18 protein-coding genes and 1 tRNA gene are annotated in these 18,589 nt (G+C 64.9%); 9 read left to right on the forward strand and 10 right to left on the reverse strand.

The features are described 5' to 3' along the window. Positions 1-57: 57 nt before the first annotated feature. Both radB and NJQ44_RS13415 read right to left on the reverse strand, forming a co-directional pair. The gene (gene radB / locus NJQ44_RS13410; protein WP_254271855.1) at positions 58-768 is read right to left on the reverse strand and encodes a DNA repair and recombination protein RadB; all 711 of its coding nucleotides are present in this window, start codon (positions 766-768) and stop codon (positions 58-60) included. Positions 769-807: 39 nt separating this feature from the next. After that, positions 808-1,035, reverse strand: a complete 228-nt coding sequence (locus NJQ44_RS13415; RefSeq protein ID WP_254271856.1) for a hypothetical protein — start codon at positions 1,033-1,035, stop codon at positions 808-810. On the opposite strand from NJQ44_RS13415, the gene NJQ44_RS13420 reads away from it, so the two are divergent. Further along, the gene (locus NJQ44_RS13420) at positions 1,019-1,795 is read left to right on the forward strand and encodes a hypothetical protein (protein ID WP_254271857.1); all 777 of its coding nucleotides are present in this window, start codon (positions 1,019-1,021) and stop codon (positions 1,793-1,795) included. The genes NJQ44_RS13415 and NJQ44_RS13420 overlap by 17 nt on opposite strands. Position 1,796: 1 nt before the next feature. Here the strand turns inward: NJQ44_RS13420 and larC are convergent, their stop codons facing one another. Further along, positions 1,797-3,128, reverse strand: coding sequence for a nickel pincer cofactor biosynthesis protein LarC (gene larC / locus NJQ44_RS13425; RefSeq protein WP_254271858.1), 1,332 nt, complete (start codon positions 3,126-3,128; stop codon positions 1,797-1,799). Between the two features lie 45 nt (positions 3,129-3,173). Next, positions 3,174-3,590, reverse strand: a complete 417-nt coding sequence (locus NJQ44_RS13430; protein WP_254271859.1) for a universal stress protein — start codon at positions 3,588-3,590, stop codon at positions 3,174-3,176. Positions 3,591-3,822: 232 nt separating this feature from the next. Here NJQ44_RS13430 and NJQ44_RS13435 point away from each other — a divergent pair, with 232 nt between their 5' ends. After that, positions 3,823-6,048, forward strand: a complete 2,226-nt coding sequence (locus tag NJQ44_RS13435) for a CDC48 family AAA ATPase (protein ID WP_254271860.1) — start codon at positions 3,823-3,825, stop codon at positions 6,046-6,048. A 28-nt stretch (positions 6,049-6,076) separates the two neighbouring features. Here NJQ44_RS13435 and NJQ44_RS19480 read toward each other — a convergent pair whose 3' ends face one another. Beyond that, entirely contained in the window at positions 6,077-6,256 is a 180-nt protein-coding gene (locus tag NJQ44_RS19480; RefSeq protein WP_348533060.1) for a DUF7317 family protein, read from the reverse strand. A 237-nt stretch (positions 6,257-6,493) separates the two neighbouring features. Continuing rightward, positions 6,494-7,636, reverse strand: a complete 1,143-nt coding sequence (locus NJQ44_RS13440) for a CBS domain-containing protein (protein ID WP_254271861.1) — start codon at positions 7,634-7,636, stop codon at positions 6,494-6,496. Between the two features lie 107 nt (positions 7,637-7,743). On the opposite strand from NJQ44_RS13440, the gene NJQ44_RS13445 reads away from it, so the two are divergent. Both NJQ44_RS13445 and NJQ44_RS13450 read left to right on the forward strand, forming a co-directional pair. Beyond that, positions 7,744-8,064 (forward strand): lycopene cyclase domain-containing protein, encoded by a 321-nt coding sequence (locus NJQ44_RS13445; protein WP_254271862.1) that lies wholly within the window; start codon positions 7,744-7,746, stop codon positions 8,062-8,064. A 176-nt stretch (positions 8,065-8,240) separates the two neighbouring features. Further along, the gene (locus NJQ44_RS13450) at positions 8,241-8,732 is read left to right on the forward strand and encodes an HTH domain-containing protein (protein WP_254271863.1); all 492 of its coding nucleotides are present in this window, start codon (positions 8,241-8,243) and stop codon (positions 8,730-8,732) included. A gap of 11 nt (positions 8,733-8,743) precedes the next feature. Here the strand turns inward: NJQ44_RS13450 and NJQ44_RS13455 are convergent, their stop codons facing one another. The 3 genes from NJQ44_RS13455 to NJQ44_RS13465 form a co-directional block, all read right to left on the reverse strand. Then, positions 8,744-9,100 (reverse strand): hypothetical protein, encoded by a 357-nt coding sequence (locus tag NJQ44_RS13455; RefSeq protein WP_254271864.1) that lies wholly within the window; start codon positions 9,098-9,100, stop codon positions 8,744-8,746. Between the two features lie 126 nt (positions 9,101-9,226). Next, positions 9,227-10,075, reverse strand: a complete 849-nt coding sequence (locus tag NJQ44_RS13460) for a hypothetical protein (protein ID WP_254271865.1) — start codon at positions 10,073-10,075, stop codon at positions 9,227-9,229. Between the two features lie 463 nt (positions 10,076-10,538). Further along, positions 10,539-10,613: transfer RNA gene (locus NJQ44_RS13465), tRNA-Val, on the reverse strand. A 178-nt stretch (positions 10,614-10,791) separates the two neighbouring features. Between NJQ44_RS13465 and trpD the strand changes: the two genes are divergently transcribed. The 4 genes from trpD to trpG are packed head-to-tail and all read left to right on the forward strand — an operon-like array spanning position 10,792 to position 14,688. After that, complete coding sequence (gene trpD / locus NJQ44_RS13470) at positions 10,792-11,787, forward strand: anthranilate phosphoribosyltransferase (RefSeq protein ID WP_254274341.1); 996 nt, start codon at positions 10,792-10,794, stop codon at positions 11,785-11,787. Beyond that, entirely contained in the window at positions 11,784-12,431 is a 648-nt protein-coding gene (locus tag NJQ44_RS13475) for a phosphoribosylanthranilate isomerase (RefSeq protein WP_254271866.1), read from the forward strand. Before trpD ends, NJQ44_RS13475 begins: the two co-directional genes overlap by 4 nt. Next, the gene (trpE, locus tag NJQ44_RS13480; RefSeq protein WP_254271867.1) at positions 12,428-14,059 is read left to right on the forward strand and encodes an anthranilate synthase component I; all 1,632 of its coding nucleotides are present in this window, start codon (positions 12,428-12,430) and stop codon (positions 14,057-14,059) included. The genes NJQ44_RS13475 and trpE overlap by 4 nt, the downstream gene beginning before the upstream one ends. After that, the gene (trpG, locus tag NJQ44_RS13485) at positions 14,056-14,688 is read left to right on the forward strand and encodes an anthranilate synthase component II (protein WP_254271868.1); all 633 of its coding nucleotides are present in this window, start codon (positions 14,056-14,058) and stop codon (positions 14,686-14,688) included. Before trpE ends, trpG begins: the two co-directional genes overlap by 4 nt. Here trpG and NJQ44_RS13490 read toward each other — a convergent pair. Beyond that, positions 14,685-14,876, reverse strand: a complete 192-nt coding sequence (locus NJQ44_RS13490) for a DUF8029 family protein (RefSeq protein WP_254271869.1) — start codon at positions 14,874-14,876, stop codon at positions 14,685-14,687. The genes trpG and NJQ44_RS13490 overlap by 4 nt on opposite strands. Before the next feature lie 498 nt (positions 14,877-15,374). Between NJQ44_RS13490 and NJQ44_RS13495 the strand changes: the two genes are divergently transcribed. Then, entirely contained in the window at positions 15,375-18,524 is a 3,150-nt protein-coding gene (locus tag NJQ44_RS13495; RefSeq protein ID WP_254271870.1) for an adenosylcobalamin-dependent ribonucleoside-diphosphate reductase, read from the forward strand. The last annotated feature ends 65 nt before the right edge of the window (positions 18,525-18,589 follow it).

An 18,589-nucleotide genomic window follows, 5' to 3' on the forward strand; every position in this document is an offset into this window, starting at 1 on the left:
CGCGCTATCAGTCCTGAGAGCGGCCGCGCGTCGCCTGTCACAGCCATTTCCGATTCCTCACCGAGACGGTGGCTGACTCTCGTCGCCGACCAGTCCCGCGTCGACGATACGGAACTGGGCCGTGTCACCGGCGGGTTTCGCGCGGTGTTTCTCCAACGTCGCCCGGCGGTTGCCGCCGCGGAACCGGTCGAGTCGGAGAATCGCCCCCGACCAGTGGTTGAGCGTGTGGCCGCCCAGCGCCGTCGACCGGTCACTGTCCGGGTCGGTGAACACCTGATTCGTAAAGAGCACCGCGAGGTCGTGTTTCCGGGCCAGCGAGAGCAAGTGGGTGACCTGCCGGGCCACGTCACGCAGGGCCTCGCCGCCGTCGTCGGCGTCGCGTTGCAGGCGGTAGAACCCGGTAGCGCTATCCAGCACGACGAGTTCGACCTCCTCGGCGAACTCCGCGGCGTCCTGGACGGCCTCGGTCTGCTCGTCGTAGTCGTACACTTCCGAGACGATGAGGCGGCCCGCGATGTCGTCGACGGTCTGGCCGGTCCCGTCGGTGCGACCACGAGCGATTTGCTCCATCCGGTCGGCCGAGAGGCCTTCGGTGTCGATGTAGAGCGCCGCGTCACCCCCCGCGGCGACCTCGACGGCCGCCGCCAGCGCGACGTTCGTCTTCCCGGCGGCCGGTGGCCCGTACACCTGTGTCACGGCCCCCCGTTCTAACCCACCGCCCAGCAACGAATCCAGCGCGTCGCATCCGGTCGAGACGTAGTCGCTCACGAGAGCGGATTCGTCGCGTTTCGGTAAAAACGCTCGCACCTACGCCGCGCGGTCGAGGTGGCCAGAGAGTGCCGCGTCGACGGTGTCGTCCAATCGGCTTTCGGCATTCTCGCGCTCGCAGTCCACACGGCGGGGGCGGTAGTCCTGCTCGCCGGCGTCGTCGCCATCCATCGGCAGGTCGTCACCGACCGCGACACCGCGGGTGTCGAAAGCCAGCAGGCGTAAGTATTCACCCGACGAATCCGGGTCTGTGATAGTCGTCGCCACCGAGGACTTCGAAGTGTACCACGGCGTGGTCACTGACCTCCGGGACCGCGGCGTCGCGTTCACGACCATCGAACCCGGCGACGACTGGCCCGAGGGGACGGCAGTGGTGGTCACCGCCGTCGGCGAGGACGTGGACGCACCCGAAGGCGTCACCGCCGTGGACGCCGACCCCGACCGGCCGCGACGGGCCGTCGAGGAGGCTATCGCCGCCATCCGTGGCCAGACCGGCCGCACTATCGTCGGCATCGACCCCGGCGAGCGACCCGGCATCGCCGTCTTGCACGGTGAGATGGTCGTCGCCGCGTTTCAGGTCCCGGCCGCGGAGGCCGCCGACGTCGTCCACCGCGAGGTGGAAGACGCTGTCGACCCCGTCGTTCGCATCGGCGACGGCGCTCGCCTCGTCGGCTCCCGAATCGTCGACGACATCGAGGGCGTGCCGGTCGAGTTGGTCGACGAGACGGGGACGACGCCGTACCTCGGGAGCGGTGCGCGCGGGATGGGTGACGTACTGGCCGCGGTCAACATCGCGCATCTGGCGGGCGAGGAGATTTCGAGTCGCGACATCGAACCGACGACGGGTGAACTCCAACGCATCAAAGACCGGTCGCGCGAGGCCAGCGAGACGAACCGCGCGATAGACGAGGCGCTGGCCCGCCGCGTCGCGGAGGGCGACCTCACCGTCGAAGAGGCGCTGGCCGAACACCGGGGCGACGCCGAAACCGGAGACGAACCGGACGGCCCCGACCCCACCGAGCGCTAACTCACTCCTGAACCATCCGTTCGGCCCGCCGGAGTATCTCGCGGACCGGCAGGCCCGTCTCGTCTGCGACGGCCGCGGCGTCGTCGTACTCCGCGCTCACGTCGTACACGTCGCCGTCGGTGTCGCTGGCGAGTTTCACCGTCACTTCGTACCGGTCGCCGTCGATGGCGAGCGCCACCGTTTCGAACTCGCGCTCGGCGACCCAGCGGTGGGTGACGCCGTGTTCGCGGACGCCGAGCGTGCCCGTCTCTTCGGCGAGTCGGCGGGCCACCCGTTCGGCGTCTTCCGACTTGCAGATGACCTTCACGATGTGGCCGGGCCGGGCCTTCTTCATCGTCGTCGGGACGACGGACACGTCCCGCGCGCCGACGGCCGTCAGCGACCGCTGGAGGTCCCCGAGCAGTTCCGGCGAGGCGTCGTCGAGGTTCGTCTCCAAGACGACGATGTCCTCGCGCCGGAGTTGCCCCTCGCCCTCGCCGACCATCGCTCGCAGGACGTTCGGCCGGTCGGCGAAGGTCCATCCGCCAGCGCCGTACCCCGAATCCTCGACCCGGAGCGGCGGGAGGTGGTCGACGCCCTCGGCGTAGTGGGCGAGGACGGCCGCCCCCGTCGGCGTCAGCAGTTCGGCGTCGACTGGCCCACCCCGCAGGGACCAGTCGGCCCGTTCGGCGACTTCGACCACCGCGGGCGTCGGCACGGGGTAGGTCCCGTGACTCATCTCGACGGTCCCGCCGCCCGTGGCGAGAGGCGTCGTCACGACGCGGTCGACGCCGAGGTCGTCGAGGAGAAGCGCCGCACCGACGATGTCGGCGATGGCGTCGTCGGCCCCCACCTCGTGGAAGTGCGTGTCCTCGAGGTCAGTCCCGTGGACCGCCGCCTCCGCCTCGCCGAGAAGTTCGAAGATAGCGAGGGCGTCGACCTCGACCGCATCGGGGAGGTCCATATCCTCGACGAGTTCGACGACCTCGGCGTAAGTCCGCTGAGGACCGTGGCCTTCGGCGTGTGTGTGGCCGTCGTGGTCGTGGCTGTGGTCGTGGTCGTGTGTGTGGCCGTCGTGGTCGTGGTCGTGGCTCTCGTCGCCGTGACTGTGCTCGTGGTCGGTCTCGTGATGCGCGTGGTCGTCATCGTGCGCCCCGTCGTCCGCGTCTCGAAGAAGGACCTCGACGCGGGTCGCGCTGACCCCGTTGCGGTCGACCGTCGAGACGGCGTACGCCACGTCGAGAGCCTCCTCGACGGGGTCGAGAACGGACCGGTCGGCGCCAGCGGCGAGGAGCGCTCCGAGTAGCATGTCCCCGGCGGCACCCATCCGACCGTCGAAGGCGAGTGTTCGCATGGTCGGACGGTCGCACCCGCCGGATAAAAGCCTACTACAACGACCTCACGCCCGGCGAACGATGTGCACGTCGTAGTCGTTGCCGTCTGCGGAGTCGGCGATGGGGACGACCACGTCTTCCGTGTCGGCGCTCCCGAGGAAGACGACGGTCGCCCCCACGTCCTTCGCGACCTGTCGAATCGTCTCCGAGAGTTCGTTCGCGGAGTAGGCGCTCACGTCGTTGTAGTGCAGTTCCGCGTCGTCGGTGGCCTCCTCTATCTTCCGACGGAGGTCGCTGGCGGCCGTTTCCGCGGCGAAGTCCTCGTGCGGGTCGACCCGGCGGCGCCGCTGTGCGTAGTCCGACCCGGTCGGGATGAGACTGACGGCGACGACATCAGTGTCCAGTGCCTCGGCGTAGGTGACCGCGCGGTTGAGGGCGGTCTCTGCGAGCGGCGAACCGTCGAACGGAACGAGAAACACCATACTGGCGCTATCGTGTGCATCCTTATCAAACTCGGCGGTGGCGGCAGAGGAGGACGGGGACTACGAACGCCCCACAGCGACGCCACTGTGGCGTGAGGAGAGGCGCGCCGTACAGCGCTGGCTGTAGTGTGGTAGCAGTTCACATAAAAACCCGTCGCTGCCGCCTTCCGACCGCCGGTAGCATAAAGCATATCTCTCGGGCTACCCCAGTTCTCTGTAGCGCGACTCTACTATGAACGAAGTGCAACTGGAAGTGGCGAAGGCGTACCCGAACGACTCGGGGCGCGGCATCGCCCGTCTGGACCCCGACACGTTGCTCCATCTCAAGCTCTCGCCCGGCGACATCATCGAGATAGAGGGGAGCGATACGACGGCGGCGAAAGTCTGGCGTGCCGACCGACAAGACTGGAACACCGACACCGTCCGCATCGACGGCTTCACGCGTCAGAATGCCGACGTGGGCATCGGCGAACGCGTGACGATTCGGAAAGCCGAAGCGGAGAAGGCCGACAAACTGGTGCTCGCCCCGCCCGAGGAGGCGTCGGTGCAGTTCGGCTCCGACGCCGCGGGCATGGTCAAGCGGCAGATTCTGAAGCGGCCCGTCGTCGAGCGCGACATCGTCCCCGTGATGTCCTCGACGAACCACCCCTTCATGCGCTCGCCCGGGCAGGCGATTCCGCTCATCGCCGTCGAAACCGAGCCAGAGGGCGTCTGCCTCATCACCGAAGACACCGAAGTCGAACTGCGAGAGGAGCCGATTTCGGGCTTCGAGAAGACCGGCGGCGGCATCACGTACGAGGACATCGGCGGCCTGCAAAACGAGATTCAGCGGGTCCGCGAGATGGTCGAACTGCCGATGAAGCACCCCCAGATATTCAAGAAACTCGGCATCGAGCCGCCGCAGGGGGTCCTGCTGCACGGTCCGCCGGGGACGGGAAAGACCCTGCTCGCGAAGGCCGTCGCCAACGAGACCTCCGCCAGTTTCTTCTCTATCGCCGGGCCGGAGATTATCTCGAAGTACTACGGCGAGTCCGAGCAGCAGTTACGGGAGATATTCGAGGACGCCAGCGAGGAGTCCCCCGCCATCATCTTCATCGACGAACTCGACTCCATCGCGCCCAAGCGCGAAGACGTGACCGGCGAAGTCGAGCGCCGCGTCGTCGCCCAGTTGCTCACGATGATGGACGGCCTCGAATCTCGCGGACAGGTCATCGTCATCGCCGCCACCAACCGCGTCGATTCGGTCGACCCCGCGCTCCGTCGCCCGGGTCGGTTCGACCGCGAAATCGAAATCGGCGTCCCCGACGAGGTGGGCCGCGAGGAGATTCTCCAGATTCACACCCGCGGGATGCCCCTCTCGGACGACGTCAACCTCGCGAAGATGGCGACCGAGACGCACGGGTTCGTCGGCGCGGACATCGAGAGCCTGACCAAAGAGGCCGCGATGAAGGCTCTGCGGCGCTACCTCCCCGAAATCGACTTGGACGAGGAGGACATCCCGCCGAGCCTCATCGACCGCATGATAATCAAGCGCGAGGACTTCAAGGGAGCGCTCAACGAGGTCAGCCCCAGCGCGATGCGGGAGGTCCTCGTCGAGTTGCCCAAGATGTCCTGGGACAGCGTCGGCGGCCTCAACGACGCCAAACAGCAGGTCCAAGAGGCCGTCGAGTGGCCGATGAATAGTCCCGAGAAGTTCGACCGGATGGGCGTCACGCCGCCCTCGGGCGTCCTGCTGTACGGCCCGCCCGGCACCGGGAAGACGCTGATGGCGAAGGCCGTCGCCAACGAGACGGACGCCAACTTCATCAGCGTCCGCGGCCCGCAACTGCTTAGCAAGTGGGTCGGCGAGTCGGAGAAGGCCATCCGCCAGACCTTCCGGAAAGCCCGACAGGTGGCCCCGACGGTCATCTTCTTCGACGAACTCGACTCGCTCGCGCCGGGACGGGGCGGCGACATGGGGTCGAACGTGTCCGAACGCGTCGTCAACCAACTCCTGACCGAACTCGATGGACTGGAGGAGATGGAGGACGTGATGGTCATCGGCGCGACCAACCGCCCGGACATGATAGACCCCGCGCTCATCCGTTCGGGCCGGTTCGACCGCCTCGTCATGATCGGCGAACCGGACGTCGAGGGCCGCGAGCAGATTCTGAAGATTCACACCGACGACACGCCGCTTGCGCCGGACGTGAGCCTGCGTGAACTGGCCGAACGGTCCAGCGGATTCGTCGGCTCCGACCTCGAATCTATCGCCCGCGAGGCCGCAATCGAGGCGCTCCGCGAGGCCGACGACGCCGAGGAAGTCGAGATGCGACACTTCCGAAAGGCGATGGACAACGTCCGCCCGACGATTACGGACGATATCCGCGAGTACTACGAGCAGATGCAAGAAGAGTTCAAGGGCGGGTCCAGCCCGCAGCGACAGGCCGGAAGCAGCGGTCGCATCGGCTTCCAGTAAGGACCGAAACTCGGGGACTGCGGGCGGCTTATTCGGCGACGTTCGTCTCGATGGCCTCCGCTTCCTCTTCGCGAACCGGAATCCCGCGTGACCGCGCCGCAGCAGCGATTTTTCCCGTCGAAACGCCGCCGTGCCGCGCGGCCTGTTCCAACGTGAGTGTCCGACTACGATAGAGCGTCAGTGCTGTGGTGAGGGACCTGTATGACATGGCTCCCATCAGCCACTCGTTCGCACTAGATATTAAAGATTCGCAGGCCCTATGACAACGATGCACTCAGTAGATGCCCTATAACAAGACGTTTGAGCACATTTCCATAGTATTTGTGGTCGAATGTATTCGTTCCAGAGTTCCCGAAAATACAGTGTGTTACCACGGCGCTACCGCTGGTGTCGTCGCGGGCCGGACGCGAGCGAAAAATCGGTTCGAAGTCGGTGAGCGGGCGCGCTACAGTTCGCCGAGTTTTCGGAGCAACTGACCGCGGTACTCCTCGTCGGCCTGCACGCCTTTCAGTTCGAGAACGTTCCGCTCGAGTTTGTCGAGGGCGACGTTGAACGCCATCTCCGCGCCGTAGCCCTCGCCGGACCCGGCGGCCTGCCCCTTGTTGGTCCGGAGGCGAATCTGACACTGGATGAGCGGCGTCCCGCGGAGTTTCTCCTTGTGTTCGTGGAACCGAACGTGGGCGTGTTGGACCTGCATCGCCTGGTACTTGTCCACCACTTGGCTGATGTCCGCGCGGATGTCGTCGCGGGAGATGGTGTCGAGTAGGTTGATGTTGGTTATCTGCACGTCCATGTGGTCCTCCTCGGTGTAGGTCAGCGCCCGGAGTACGTCCGTCTTCGTGACGATGCCGATGACGTGGCTGTCGTCGTCCCCGTCGGTGACGACCAGCCCCGCGAAGTCGTTTTCGAGCATCCGCTCGACGGCGTCGCGCACCGAATCTCCGAGTTTCGCGGTTTCGACGGGACTGTTCATCACGTCGTACACCGGCATGTCGAGGACGCGCTCTATCTCACCGGCCCTGTCGCCGCGGGTGGCTTTGTTCATGTCCCGGACGACCACGTCGACGACGTCGTGACGGGTGACCATCCCCGTCAGGCCCTCGGTGTCGTCGAGCACCGGAAGTCGGGAGATACCGTGCTTACGGAGGAGGTTGACGACCTGCCCGACGTTCGTGTCCTCCCGAATCGTGATGACGTCCTCCGTGTAAATCTGGTCGATAGTCAGAGCGTCCAGATTTTCGAGGACGGCTTCGAGGATGGCGTCCTCGGTGACGATGCCCCAGAGGGCGTCACCCTGGAACACCGGGGCGATTTTGACGCCGCCCTCGACCAGCACGCGGGCGACGTCCCGCACGTTGTCGGTCCGCTCGACCTTCGGGGCCGAGCGCGTCATCGCCCCCGCCTTCGCGTCGTCCTCGACGTGGGACTGGACCAACTGCTTCTGCGTGATGACGCCAGCGTACTCACCGTCCTCGGTGACGATGATGCCCTTCGGGTTCTCGCGCTCGAAGATAGAGCGCACCTTCCCGAGGCGCTTGTTGGCGTCGACCTCGACAAACTCTTTGGTGGCGATGTCAGCAATGTCCATCGTGCTTCACGTCCGCAGATACTACGTGAAGGGTTATCAAGGTTGGTTTAGTTCCCGTGTTCCGGGAGTGGGGACAACGTTTAGAACACCCGGGCCGTCTGTCGGATATGTTCCCGGACATTACCGTGTTCGGTCCCTACACGTACCTCGTGACCGAGGTCGTTTGGGGAGCCATCGCGCTGGTGCTCCTCGTGCGGGCCGACGCCCTCCGCCTCGCGGGGCGGACCATCGTCGTCCTCTATCCCATCGCGTACGTCTGGGACTGGTACACCCTCGAAGTCGGCGTGTTCGACATCGTCCTTCGGACGGGCGTCGACCTGCTGGGTATCCCTATCGAAGAACACATCTTCATGGTCGTCGTCCCCGCACTCGTCCTCGGCATCCACGAGAACCTCCGACTGCGTGACCAGCCGCAGGGGGATTTTTGATGGACTTTCTAACATATAGAGTGGTAAAGGATCGGTGGGTTTGGTCAAACACTGGAAAATAGATTCCCCGAATCACGCCGCCTGCTTGCGGTTATTAGGAATATATATCGTTCCGAGATGTGCATACACTACCCACAGAACGCATATGTAGCTCCGCCAGTATGATTTCGATAGCTATGACCGAAGACGCTCCGACCCCCCATATCGAACTGTACGTTCGCTCGCTGCTCCCCGACGGCGCTCACGACCGGCAGGAGGCCGTCCTCGACCGACTCGAACGCCTCGACCGCGAGGACGAAATCGCCGGCTACAACGTCATCGTCTGGGGCAAGCAAATCGCCCCCGAATCGGCCGCCGCCAACACCGAGGAAGGGAAGTACATCCTCAACCGCGTCGCCGAGTTCCGCCAGTGGGCGCTCTCGAACAACGTTTCGCTGGAGTCGTTCTACCAGACGACGGACGTGGATTCGGAGGCCACCGACGACGCCTACCGCGCCATGGTCCTGCCGGTGATGGGACTGGCGGAGTACCACGAGAGCGAACTCGCCCACGTCGCGCCATGTACCGACGGCGACGTGGTCCACAGCATCGTCGACCGACTCGACCGCATCGAAGCGGGCGAACCCCCGGCTATCGAGCAGACGGCCGCCGACGTCAGCATCGTCTAAACCGACCGCACTCAGGCCGACGCTCGAAGCGTCTCGGCGTACCCACCGACTTCTTCAGCCCCCGAGAGTTCGTCGAGCACGTCGTCCGCGTCGACCGCTAACCCGTAGGCTGGTCGTCCCTTCCCTGTCGCGGACTCCGTCTGGTCTTTCGCGAGTAGTCCTTCATCGGCGAGCGTTCGCAAGGCGTTGATGACCGACTGCCGTTCGACGCCGCCGAACGGGTCCCGGTCCACGTCGTCGAGGTGGGCTTTCGCCACCTCCGTCACGTCATAGGAGTGTGCGGGCGTCTGCTCGGCCTGCGACAGCTCCACCACGCTCAGCAACACGAACTGTTCGAACGACTGCAACGACCGAAGCGTCTCGTCCATACGCCTCGCTACGTCGGCGACTGTAAGAAACTACTGGAACGTTCTACAGAGTTGGCTCTGTCCCGCTCACCGGGTGCGTCGGGACCCACATCGTACAGGCCCCTTTTCGCCACGAATGGCGCGTGTTCACGCCGTGGCGTCGTTCCGAGACGCCCCGAATTCGGAAAAGTTGGGATGTGAGACGTTCAAGTCAAACTCGTACACCGCATCTCGATACGCCGTCCATTCTGGATGCCTGACCATCACGACGACGGGAACGTCGACACCGAGTAGTTTCGCGATTACCACTCGGTGCCGTCCCTCTGCCAGTAGTGGATCCCCGTCCCTACCGATGTCGATTCTAACTTCGCGGCGCATGGATTTCGGAAACGGTTCGTTCCGATACTGCCTTTGACAGCACAGTCCGTTCTCGGCCACCTCGTGGTACAGCAGGTCGTATTTTCGATGTTCGCGCAGTAGTTCTGACTGTGTTTCGTACCAGCAGTCTCTCCCGCGTGCGATTCCGTCAGCGAGTTCGGACACGTACCTCGTATCCTCCCAGTTCGTGCCGTGTACGAAATGGTCGCGAAAAGAACGGTAAAGCTCCGTTTTCTCGAGTGTTACATCGTGAATTAGATCGAAGCACCAGCGCATATCTTCCGACAGCGAAGGATTGTAGCCGATAGCCTCTTTTATATCCCAATCGCCGCCGACGACGGAACCGAAGTTCGAAAACCCGTCTCTGACGGGGATGTCGCGTCTCGTCATTTTGTCGATGTCCCCCGCAGGGATGCGCACTATCTTGTACGGATCGACGGGCGAACTGTAGTGTTCGACATCTGTGGTGGACACGAGCATGTGATAGCGTTTCTGGAGAGCGTAGTACCGAGGTACCGCCGTCAGAAACCGACTAACGAGATAGGTCGCCGTCGAGGAGAGCGCGTCCGAGATTGTCTGTTCTTTATAGATTCGATAGAACGACCCCATCTTTCCCATCAGACGGAGTATAGGGGTTGGTCGGTGAAAATTGTTAGCCAAACATAACATATCCATCGAACCACCTGCGAGTGCCACACGTCTCCCGAACACCGGCCGCGATATCCGTGCACGCTGAACGACTGCGCGCTGGTTCGTTGCAGTCCCCGCCCAAAGTGCAACACCACTGGACGTCCTCGATACGCGGAGCTAGAAAATGAGCGTCGAGAGAATGCAGATGGGTTCGGGCGGATTGTGAACCGAAGGAAGACGTGCTCACTTCGTTGCGCGCGTCTTCCAGGGTTCAAATCTCCGTCGACCATTCAGACGACGAACGCGACTCGCTGCGCTCGTCGGTAGCGTCGTCAGAAATGGGTTCGGGCGGATTGTGAACCACGCCGAGACTCGCCCCGCTCGTCTCGTCTACTTCAAACCGCCCCCACGAACGATTTCGTCGCTCATGGGTTTGTTCGCGACAAAAGAGTGGGTTCGGGCGGATTTGAACCGCCGGCCTCCTCCATGTCAAGGAGGTGTCATAACCGACCTAGACCACGAACCCTCGCTGCCTCGTGCATCTCTCTGTTGCCGGGGGATATAATTGAAGGTTTCGAATTCGATACCCGCACGGCGTCTGTTGATTGTGCGCACACCGGCCGGAGCGACAGCATCCTCCGACAGCCTTAAGCCATTGTACGGATTTGTACATTACAACACGGAACAATCCATTGGAGAACATTATGCAGGAGTACATCGAACGCGTCACAGACGGCGAGGATTTGACACAGGAAGAGGCACGCGAGGTGGCGACGCTGGTCTTCGAGGAGGCCACCGAGGCCCAAATCGGCGCGCTGTTGGCCGCACTCCGGGCGAAAGGCGAGACGGAGAGCGAAATCGCCGGATTCGCACAGGGGATGCGCGACGCCGCCCGGACCATCGAACCCGACCGCGAGGGACTGGTCGACACCTGCGGGACCGGCGGCGACGACTACGACACCATCAACGTCTCGACGACGAGCGCTATCGTCGCCGCGGGCGCAGGCGTCCCCATCGCGAAACACGGTAACTACTCGGTGTCCTCCTCCTCGGGAAGCGCCGACGTGCTGGAGGTTGCGGGCGTCGACGTGGACGCCGAACCGCCCGCCGTCGAGGAGACCATCGAACGCGAGGGCATCGGCTTCATGCTCGCGCCGGTGTTCCACCCGGCGATGAAGGCCGTCATCGGTCCGCGCAAGGAACTCGGGATGCGGACCGTCTTCAACATCCTCGGGCCGCTGACGAACCCCGCCGGGGCACGCGCACAGGTGCTGGGCGTCTACGACCCCGACCTCGTGCCCGTGATGGCCGAAGCGCTGGCCCGTCTGGACGTGGACCGAGCGCTCGTGGTCCACGGCGACGGACTCGACGAAATCGCCATCCACGGTGAGACCACCGTCGCCGAGGTGACTGGCGACTCCATCTCCGAGTACGCCATCACCCCCGAGGATATCGGACTGGAAACGCACGACATCGAGGCCGTCGCTGGCGGGTCGCCCGAGGAGAACGCCGCGGACCTCCGCGGCATCGTCTCCGGCGAGGTCACCGGCGCGAAACGCGACATCATCCTCGCGAACGCGGGCGCGGCCATCTACGTCGCTGGCGTCGCCGAGACGCACGCCGAGGGCGTCGAACTCGCCCGCGAGGCCATCGAATCCGGCGCGGCCGCCCAGAAGTTGGAGGACCTGATAGAGGCATGACGCGCGTGAAGATTTGTGGCGTAACCACCCCCGAAGACCGCGACGCAGTGGTGTCCGCGGGGGCCGACGCCGTGGGCGTCATCCACGGCGTCCCCGTCGACACGCCGCGCGAAGTCGACGCCGACGCCGCCGCGGACATCGTGGACGGCGTCCCACCGCTCGTATCGAGCGTGCTGGTGACGATGCCGACCACAGTCCAGCAGGCGGTCGTCCGCGTCGACGACGTGGACCCGGACGTGGTGCAGGTCCACGACGGCCTGTCGCCGGCGGAACTGGGCGCGCTCTCCCGCCGCGTGACCCAGCAGGTGGTCGCCGTCGTCGACGCCGAGGCGGACGACATCGAGGCGTACGCCGACCACGCCGACGCCCTGCTGGTCGACTCGCTCGACGCCGAGGGCGCGGGCGGCACCGGCGAGACCCACGATTGGGAGCGAACCCGTGAACTGGTCGACTCGGTCGACGCGCCCGTGATTCTCGCGGGCGGCCTCACGCCCGAGAACGTCGCCGAGGCCGTCGAGACGGTCCGACCGTTCGCCGTCGACACTGCCAGCGGCGTCGAGCGGTCGGGCGGCGTGAAGGACCACGATGCGGTTCGGCAGTTCGTCGCCAACGCGACGGCCACCGACGTGGAGGTGTCGGCGTGAGCCTCGACGTCTCCCGCGAGCAGTTCGTCGAGTACGCCGAGGCCGACCGACCGGTCGTCGTCCGCGCCGCCGCGGAACTGGACGTGGACGTGGAACCGCTGGCGGCCTACGCCGCCCTCGCCGGGCGGACCAGCGACGTGGCCGCCAGCGACTACACGTTCCTCTTAGAGAGCGCCGAGAAGGTCGCTTCCAGCGACCCGGACGGCGCGTTCGCCCCCGAGACGGACGACCGGCACGCCCGCTTCTCGTTCGTCGGGTACGACCCGCGAGCGGTCGTGACGGTCAGAGGCGAGGAGACCGACGTGGAGGTGTTCGACGACCGCTATGCCGACCTCGTGACGACGAACGGCGGCGACGTGGTCGACGACCTACGGGCGGCGATGCCGGACGTGGAACTGCGCGGGTTCCCCGATATGGACCGCCAGCACCTCGACGGCGGCCTCGTCGGCTTCCTGTCCTACGACGCCGTCTACGACCTCTGGTTGGACGAGGTCGGACTGGACCGCCCGGACTCGCGATTCCCGGACGCCCAGTTCGTCCTGACGACGGCGACCCTGCGGTTCGACCACGCAGAAGAGAGCGTCGAACTCGTCTTCACGCCCGTACTGCGTGTCGGTGAGGATGCCGGACAGCGCTACGATGACCTCCTCGCGGAAGTCGACCGCATCGAAGCGGCACTCGGCGACGCCGACACACTCTCGACGGGTGGGTTCACCCGCGAAGCCGAGGTTGCCGGGCCGCAGGACGAGTACGAGGAAGCCGTCGAACGCGCCAAGGAGTACGTCCTCTCGGGAGACATCTATCAGGGCGTCATCTCCCGGACGCGGGAACTGTACGGCGACGTGGACCCCCTCGGCCTGTACGAGGCCCTGCGAGCGGTCAACCCCTCGCCGTACATGTACCTCCTTGGGCACGACGACCTGACCATCGTCGGCGCGAGTCCCGAGACGCTGGTCTCCGTCGCCGGTGACCGCGTCGTCTCGAACCCCATCGCGGGCACCTGTTCGCGGGGCAACTCCCCCGTGGAGGACCGCCGCCTCGCGGGCGAGATGCTCGCCGACGGGAAGGAACGGGCCGAGCACACGATGCTCGTCGACCTCGCGCGAAACGACGTGCGCCGGGTCGCCGACCCCGGGTCCGTCCGCGTCGAGGAGTTCATGAACGTCCTGAAGTACAGCCACGTCCAGCACATCGAGTCGACGGTGACCGGGACCCTCGCCGACGACTGTGACGCCTTCGACGCCGCGCGGGCGACGTTCCCCGCCGGGACGCTCTCGGGCGCGCCGAAGATTCGGGCGATGGAGATAATCGACGAACTCGAACGCTCGCCGCGGGGACCCTACGGCGGCGGCGTCGGCTACTTCGACTGGGGCGGCGACACCGACTTCGCCATCGTCATCCGCTCTGCGACCGTCGAAAACGGCGTCTCGCTCCCCCAGGGCGACGACCCGGCGTACGACCGAATCACGGTGCAGGCGGGTGCGGGCATCGTCGCGGATTCGGACCCCGAGAGCGAGTACGTCGAGACCGAACAGAAGATGGACGGCGTGTTGGCGGCCGTCGAACGAATCGAGACGGCCGCCCCTGAGACGGCGGGTACCGGGGCGGAAGCGGAGGTGGAGCGATGAGCGCCGAACAGACAGCACCGGACCGCGAGACGACGCGAGCGAGCGACCGCAAGCGCGTGCTCTTCGTCGACAACTTCGATTCGTTCACCTACAACCTCGTCGAGTACGTCTCCGAACACGCCGACACCGAAGTCGTCCGGAACACCGCGACGCTCGACGACGTGCGGGCGTTCGACCCCGACGCCATCGTCCTCTCGCCCGGCCCCGGCCATCCGAAGAACGACCGCGACGTGGGCGTGACGATGGACGTACTTCGAGAGGTCAGCCCCGAGGTACCGACGCTCGGCGTCTGTCTGGGCCTCGAAGCGGCCGTCTACGCCTACGGGGGCACCATCGGTCGCGCACCCGAACCCATCCACGGGAAGGCGTTCCCCATCGACCACGACGGCGAGGGCGTCTTCGCGGGCCTCGAACAGGGCTTTCAGGGCGGCCGCTACCACTCGCTGGTCGCGACCGAGGTGCCTGACGAGTTCGAGGTATCGGCGACGACGACCACCGACGAGGGGACGGAGTTAGTGATGGGCGTGCGCCACCGCGAGTACCCCATCGAAGCGGTGCAGTTCCACCCCGAGTCGGTCCTGACTTCGGTGGGCCACGACGTGATTCGGAACTTCCTCGACGGCGTTTAGAACGCGACGTTGAACCCCAGGATTCCGAGCACCCACAGTACCGTTACGGCGATGATGGCGAGGAGGACGAGTCGCCACGCGAACTTCATCACGACTCGGCCGACGAGCAACACGAGAGCGACCAGAATCAACCCGAGTAGTAGCGCGGGCGGGTTTCCGAGGGCGCCGAGTTGTAACAACGAGAACATACATTTGATTTCGGCGGACAGGCACATATATTTCGTGGCCAGAGCGGCGCGTCTCACCCGCACCGCAAGACGGCGGTCGAATGGCCCGAAAACCGCCAGACGGCAGTACGTCTGACAGGCGAGTTTTGCGGCAAATATTTCGGTGGCGCGGCCGACATCTCCATCCGAAACCCCCGGTTATTTCTACTGGATTTCGCGCCGTCGTCTGTCGGTTCAGGGGGCCGGTGTTTCACTTTCACTACGGTTTACTCACCATTAAGAATCGACCGGCGTTGCTAGTGTTCGTACACGAGCGGTACGTGACGTGTCACCGGAACCGAACCATCAACTACCGTAGTTGCCACTCTCCGGCACCTGCGGCCATCCACAGCGATTGAATGGAAGACCATATACGCCAGCCATGAATACGTATTCGCCGCCACAAATGACCGGATTACGGCCAGCCGATAGATGGGGTATCGACCGACAGACGGACGCTGTCGGCGGGAGGACCGAGGAATGAGCGACGCGGACTTTTCCGCCGACGAACTCACACTCCCGATAAAGCGCACCGACGGGGAGACCCTCGAAGACCGACTGACGGGCAACGCCTACAACAACATCCTGCCCGCTCGCTATCTCCGGAAGGACTCCAACGGCGACCTCGTCGAAGCGCCGGAGGACCTCTTCGAACGAGTCGCGAAGAACATCGCCCTCGCCGAGGCCGTCTTCGAGGCCAACCAGCACGACATCGACGTGACGGTCACGCCGGACCAACTCAAGCCCGACCACCCGCGACGTGACGAACTCGCCGCCGAAGTGTTCGGGAAGGGGACCACGGCCGAGGACGACGCCGAAACGACCCTCTCGGTGTACAACGTCAACAAGTTCGCCTACGACACCGTCGTCCCCGAACTCCCCGCGGACGTACGGGACCACGTCGAGGAGATGGCCGACGCGTTCCAGTCGCAGATGGAACAGCTCTCCTTCATGCCGAACTCGCCGACGCTGATGAACGCCGGCGACGAACTCCAACAGCTCTCGGCCTGTTTCGTCGACTCGCCCGGCGACGATATCGACGACATCCACCAGACCGCCAAGGAAGCCGCACAGGTGTTCCAGTCCGGCGGCGGAATGGGCTACGCGTTCTGGAAGCTTCGCCCGTACGGCGACCCCGTCGGCTCTACGGGCGGCATCGCCTCCGGCCCTATCACGTTCATGCGGACCTACGACCAGATGTGCGAGACCATCGCGCAGGGTGGCGCACGCCGCGGTGCCCAGATGGGCGTCATGCGCGTCTCCCACCCCGACGTCATCCAGTTCATCCACGCGAAGAACAAGGACGTCTCGCTGGCGGAGACGCTCCGCCTGAACGACCCCGACGACTTCACCCACAACTCCTTCGCCGAAGCGCTGGAAGAGGCCCGCGAACTCATCGACGAGGACGGGAAGGTGCCCAAGCACCTCCGGAACGCCGTCGAGGGCCACCTGTCGAACTTCAACATCTCTGTCGGTATCACCGACGGCTTCATGGATGCCCTCCAGAACGGCGAGGAGTTCACGTTCACCAACCCGCGCACCGAGGAACCCCACGTCGCCACCCCTGAGACGGAGGAACTGTACGAGATGTTCGACCTCGGCGAGTACGTCGAGGCCGGTGAAATCCTCTCCATCCCCGCCGACAAACTCTGGGAGCGCATCGTCGAAGGCGCCCACGAGAACGGCGAACCGGGCGTCATCTATCTCGAACGCGTCAACAAGCAGCACTCCTTCGACGTGGAGAAACACCCCGACCACCAGATTCTCGCGACCAATCCGTGCGGCGAACAGCCGTTGGAGGAGTACGAGGCCTGTAACCTCGGTCACATCAACCTCTCGACGCTCGCCGCGACGGACGCTCCGGACTACCGGGTCTGGGCCGAGGAACACGCCGACGAGTACCCCACGCAGGCGGCCGCTATCGACGCGTTCCTCGACGAGGCACTCGACTGGGACGAGTTCGACCACCGCATCGAACTCGGGACGAACTTCCTCGAGAACGTCGTCACGATGTCCGACTTCCCCGTCGAGAAAATCGAGGAGAAGGTCCGCGAGATGCGCAAAATCGGGCTGGGCATCATGGGACTGGCACAACTCTACATCCAGTTGGGCGTCGAGTACGGCTCCGACGAGGCCAACGAAATCGCCCGACAGGTCATGCGCCACATAAACCACGGCTCGAAGGCCGCCAGCCGCCAACTCGCAGAGGAGCGCGGCACCTTCGATGAGTGGGACAACTCCAAGTACGCCAACCCGACCGAGTACCGGGAGTGGTTCGAGAAGCAGACCGGCGAGGACGCCGACGACTGGGCCGACGGCTACCCCATCCGCAACCACAACACGACGACCATCGCGCCGACCGGCACCACCTCGATGATCGGGAACACCACCGGCGGGTGTGAACCCATCTACAACGTCGCCTACTACAAGAACGTCTCCGACGACGTGCAGGGCGACGAGATGCTCGTCGAGTTCGACGACTACTTCCTCCGCGCCTTAGAGGAGAACGGCATCGACGTCGACGCCGTCAAAGAAGAGGCCCAAGAGCAGATGGCGAACAACGAGTTCGACGGCGTCACCGGTCTCTCGACGGTGCCGGACGCCATCGGCGAACTGTTCGTCACGACCGGCGACCTCTCCGCGCAGGACCACGCGGGCGTGCAGGTCGCCTGTCAAGAGGGCGTCGACTCCGCCATCTCGAAGACGGTGAACGCCCCGAACGACTCCACCGTCGAGGACGCCGCCGAAGTGTTCGAGTACATCTACGACCACGGCGGCAAGGGCGTCACCTACTACCGCGACGGCACGCGCTCGAAGCAGGTGCTGACCACGCGCGCCCAGAACGCCGAGTTCGCGGACATGGACGCCGAGGAGATGGTCGCCCAGATAGAGGAGATGTTCGGCGGCATCGAAGGCTTCCTCGAAGACGACGCCGTGCAGGCGGCGCTCGACGAGTCCGTCGAGGAGATGCTGTCGGTCGCCGACGGCGAGCAGAGCGAGTTCGCCCGCAAGGCCAACCGTCCGGACGTGCTCCACGGCGTCACCCAGCGCATCGACACCGGCTACGGGAAACTGTACGTCAACATCAACGAGGACCCCGAGGCAGAGCGACCGTTCGAACTGTTCGCCAACATCGGCAACTCCGGTGGCTTCACCGCCTCGTTCACCGAGGCGCTGGCGAAGACCATCTCGACGGCGCTCCGGTCGGGCGTCGACCCCGAGGAGATAGCCGACGAACTACAGGGCATCCGCTCGCCGAAAGTCGCGTGGGACAAGGGCGAACAGATTCAGTCCATCCCCGACGCCATCGGCACGGCCCTGCGCCGCTATCTCGACGGCGAAGTCGACAAGGCCTACCCGCAACAGGTCACGCTCGAAGAGACGGCCGAGGACGAAGAGGACGAGGCGGAACGCGGCGCGTCCGCGTCCACCCAGACCGACGGCGGTCCGCAGGCCGCCGAGAGTCCGAACGCCGACGCTGGTCCGGACGCCGGGTCCGCGACGGCCGGTGACCAGCAGGAACTCATCGACGCCGGCGAGAGCCCCGAGTGTCCCGACTGCGGGTCGCTCTCGCTGTACTACTCGGAGGGCTGCAAGACCTGCGAGTCCTGTGGCTGGTCCGAGTGCTGAATCGCTGACGAACCGACTCCCCGCGGCCAGACGGAGCGTGTGACACCGGAGCCCGTTTCGCCCGA

It is taken from the genome of Haloarcula marina (assembly GCF_024218775.1).
Taxonomy (GTDB): Archaea; Halobacteriota; Halobacteria; order Halobacteriales; family Haloarculaceae; genus Haloarcula; species Haloarcula marina.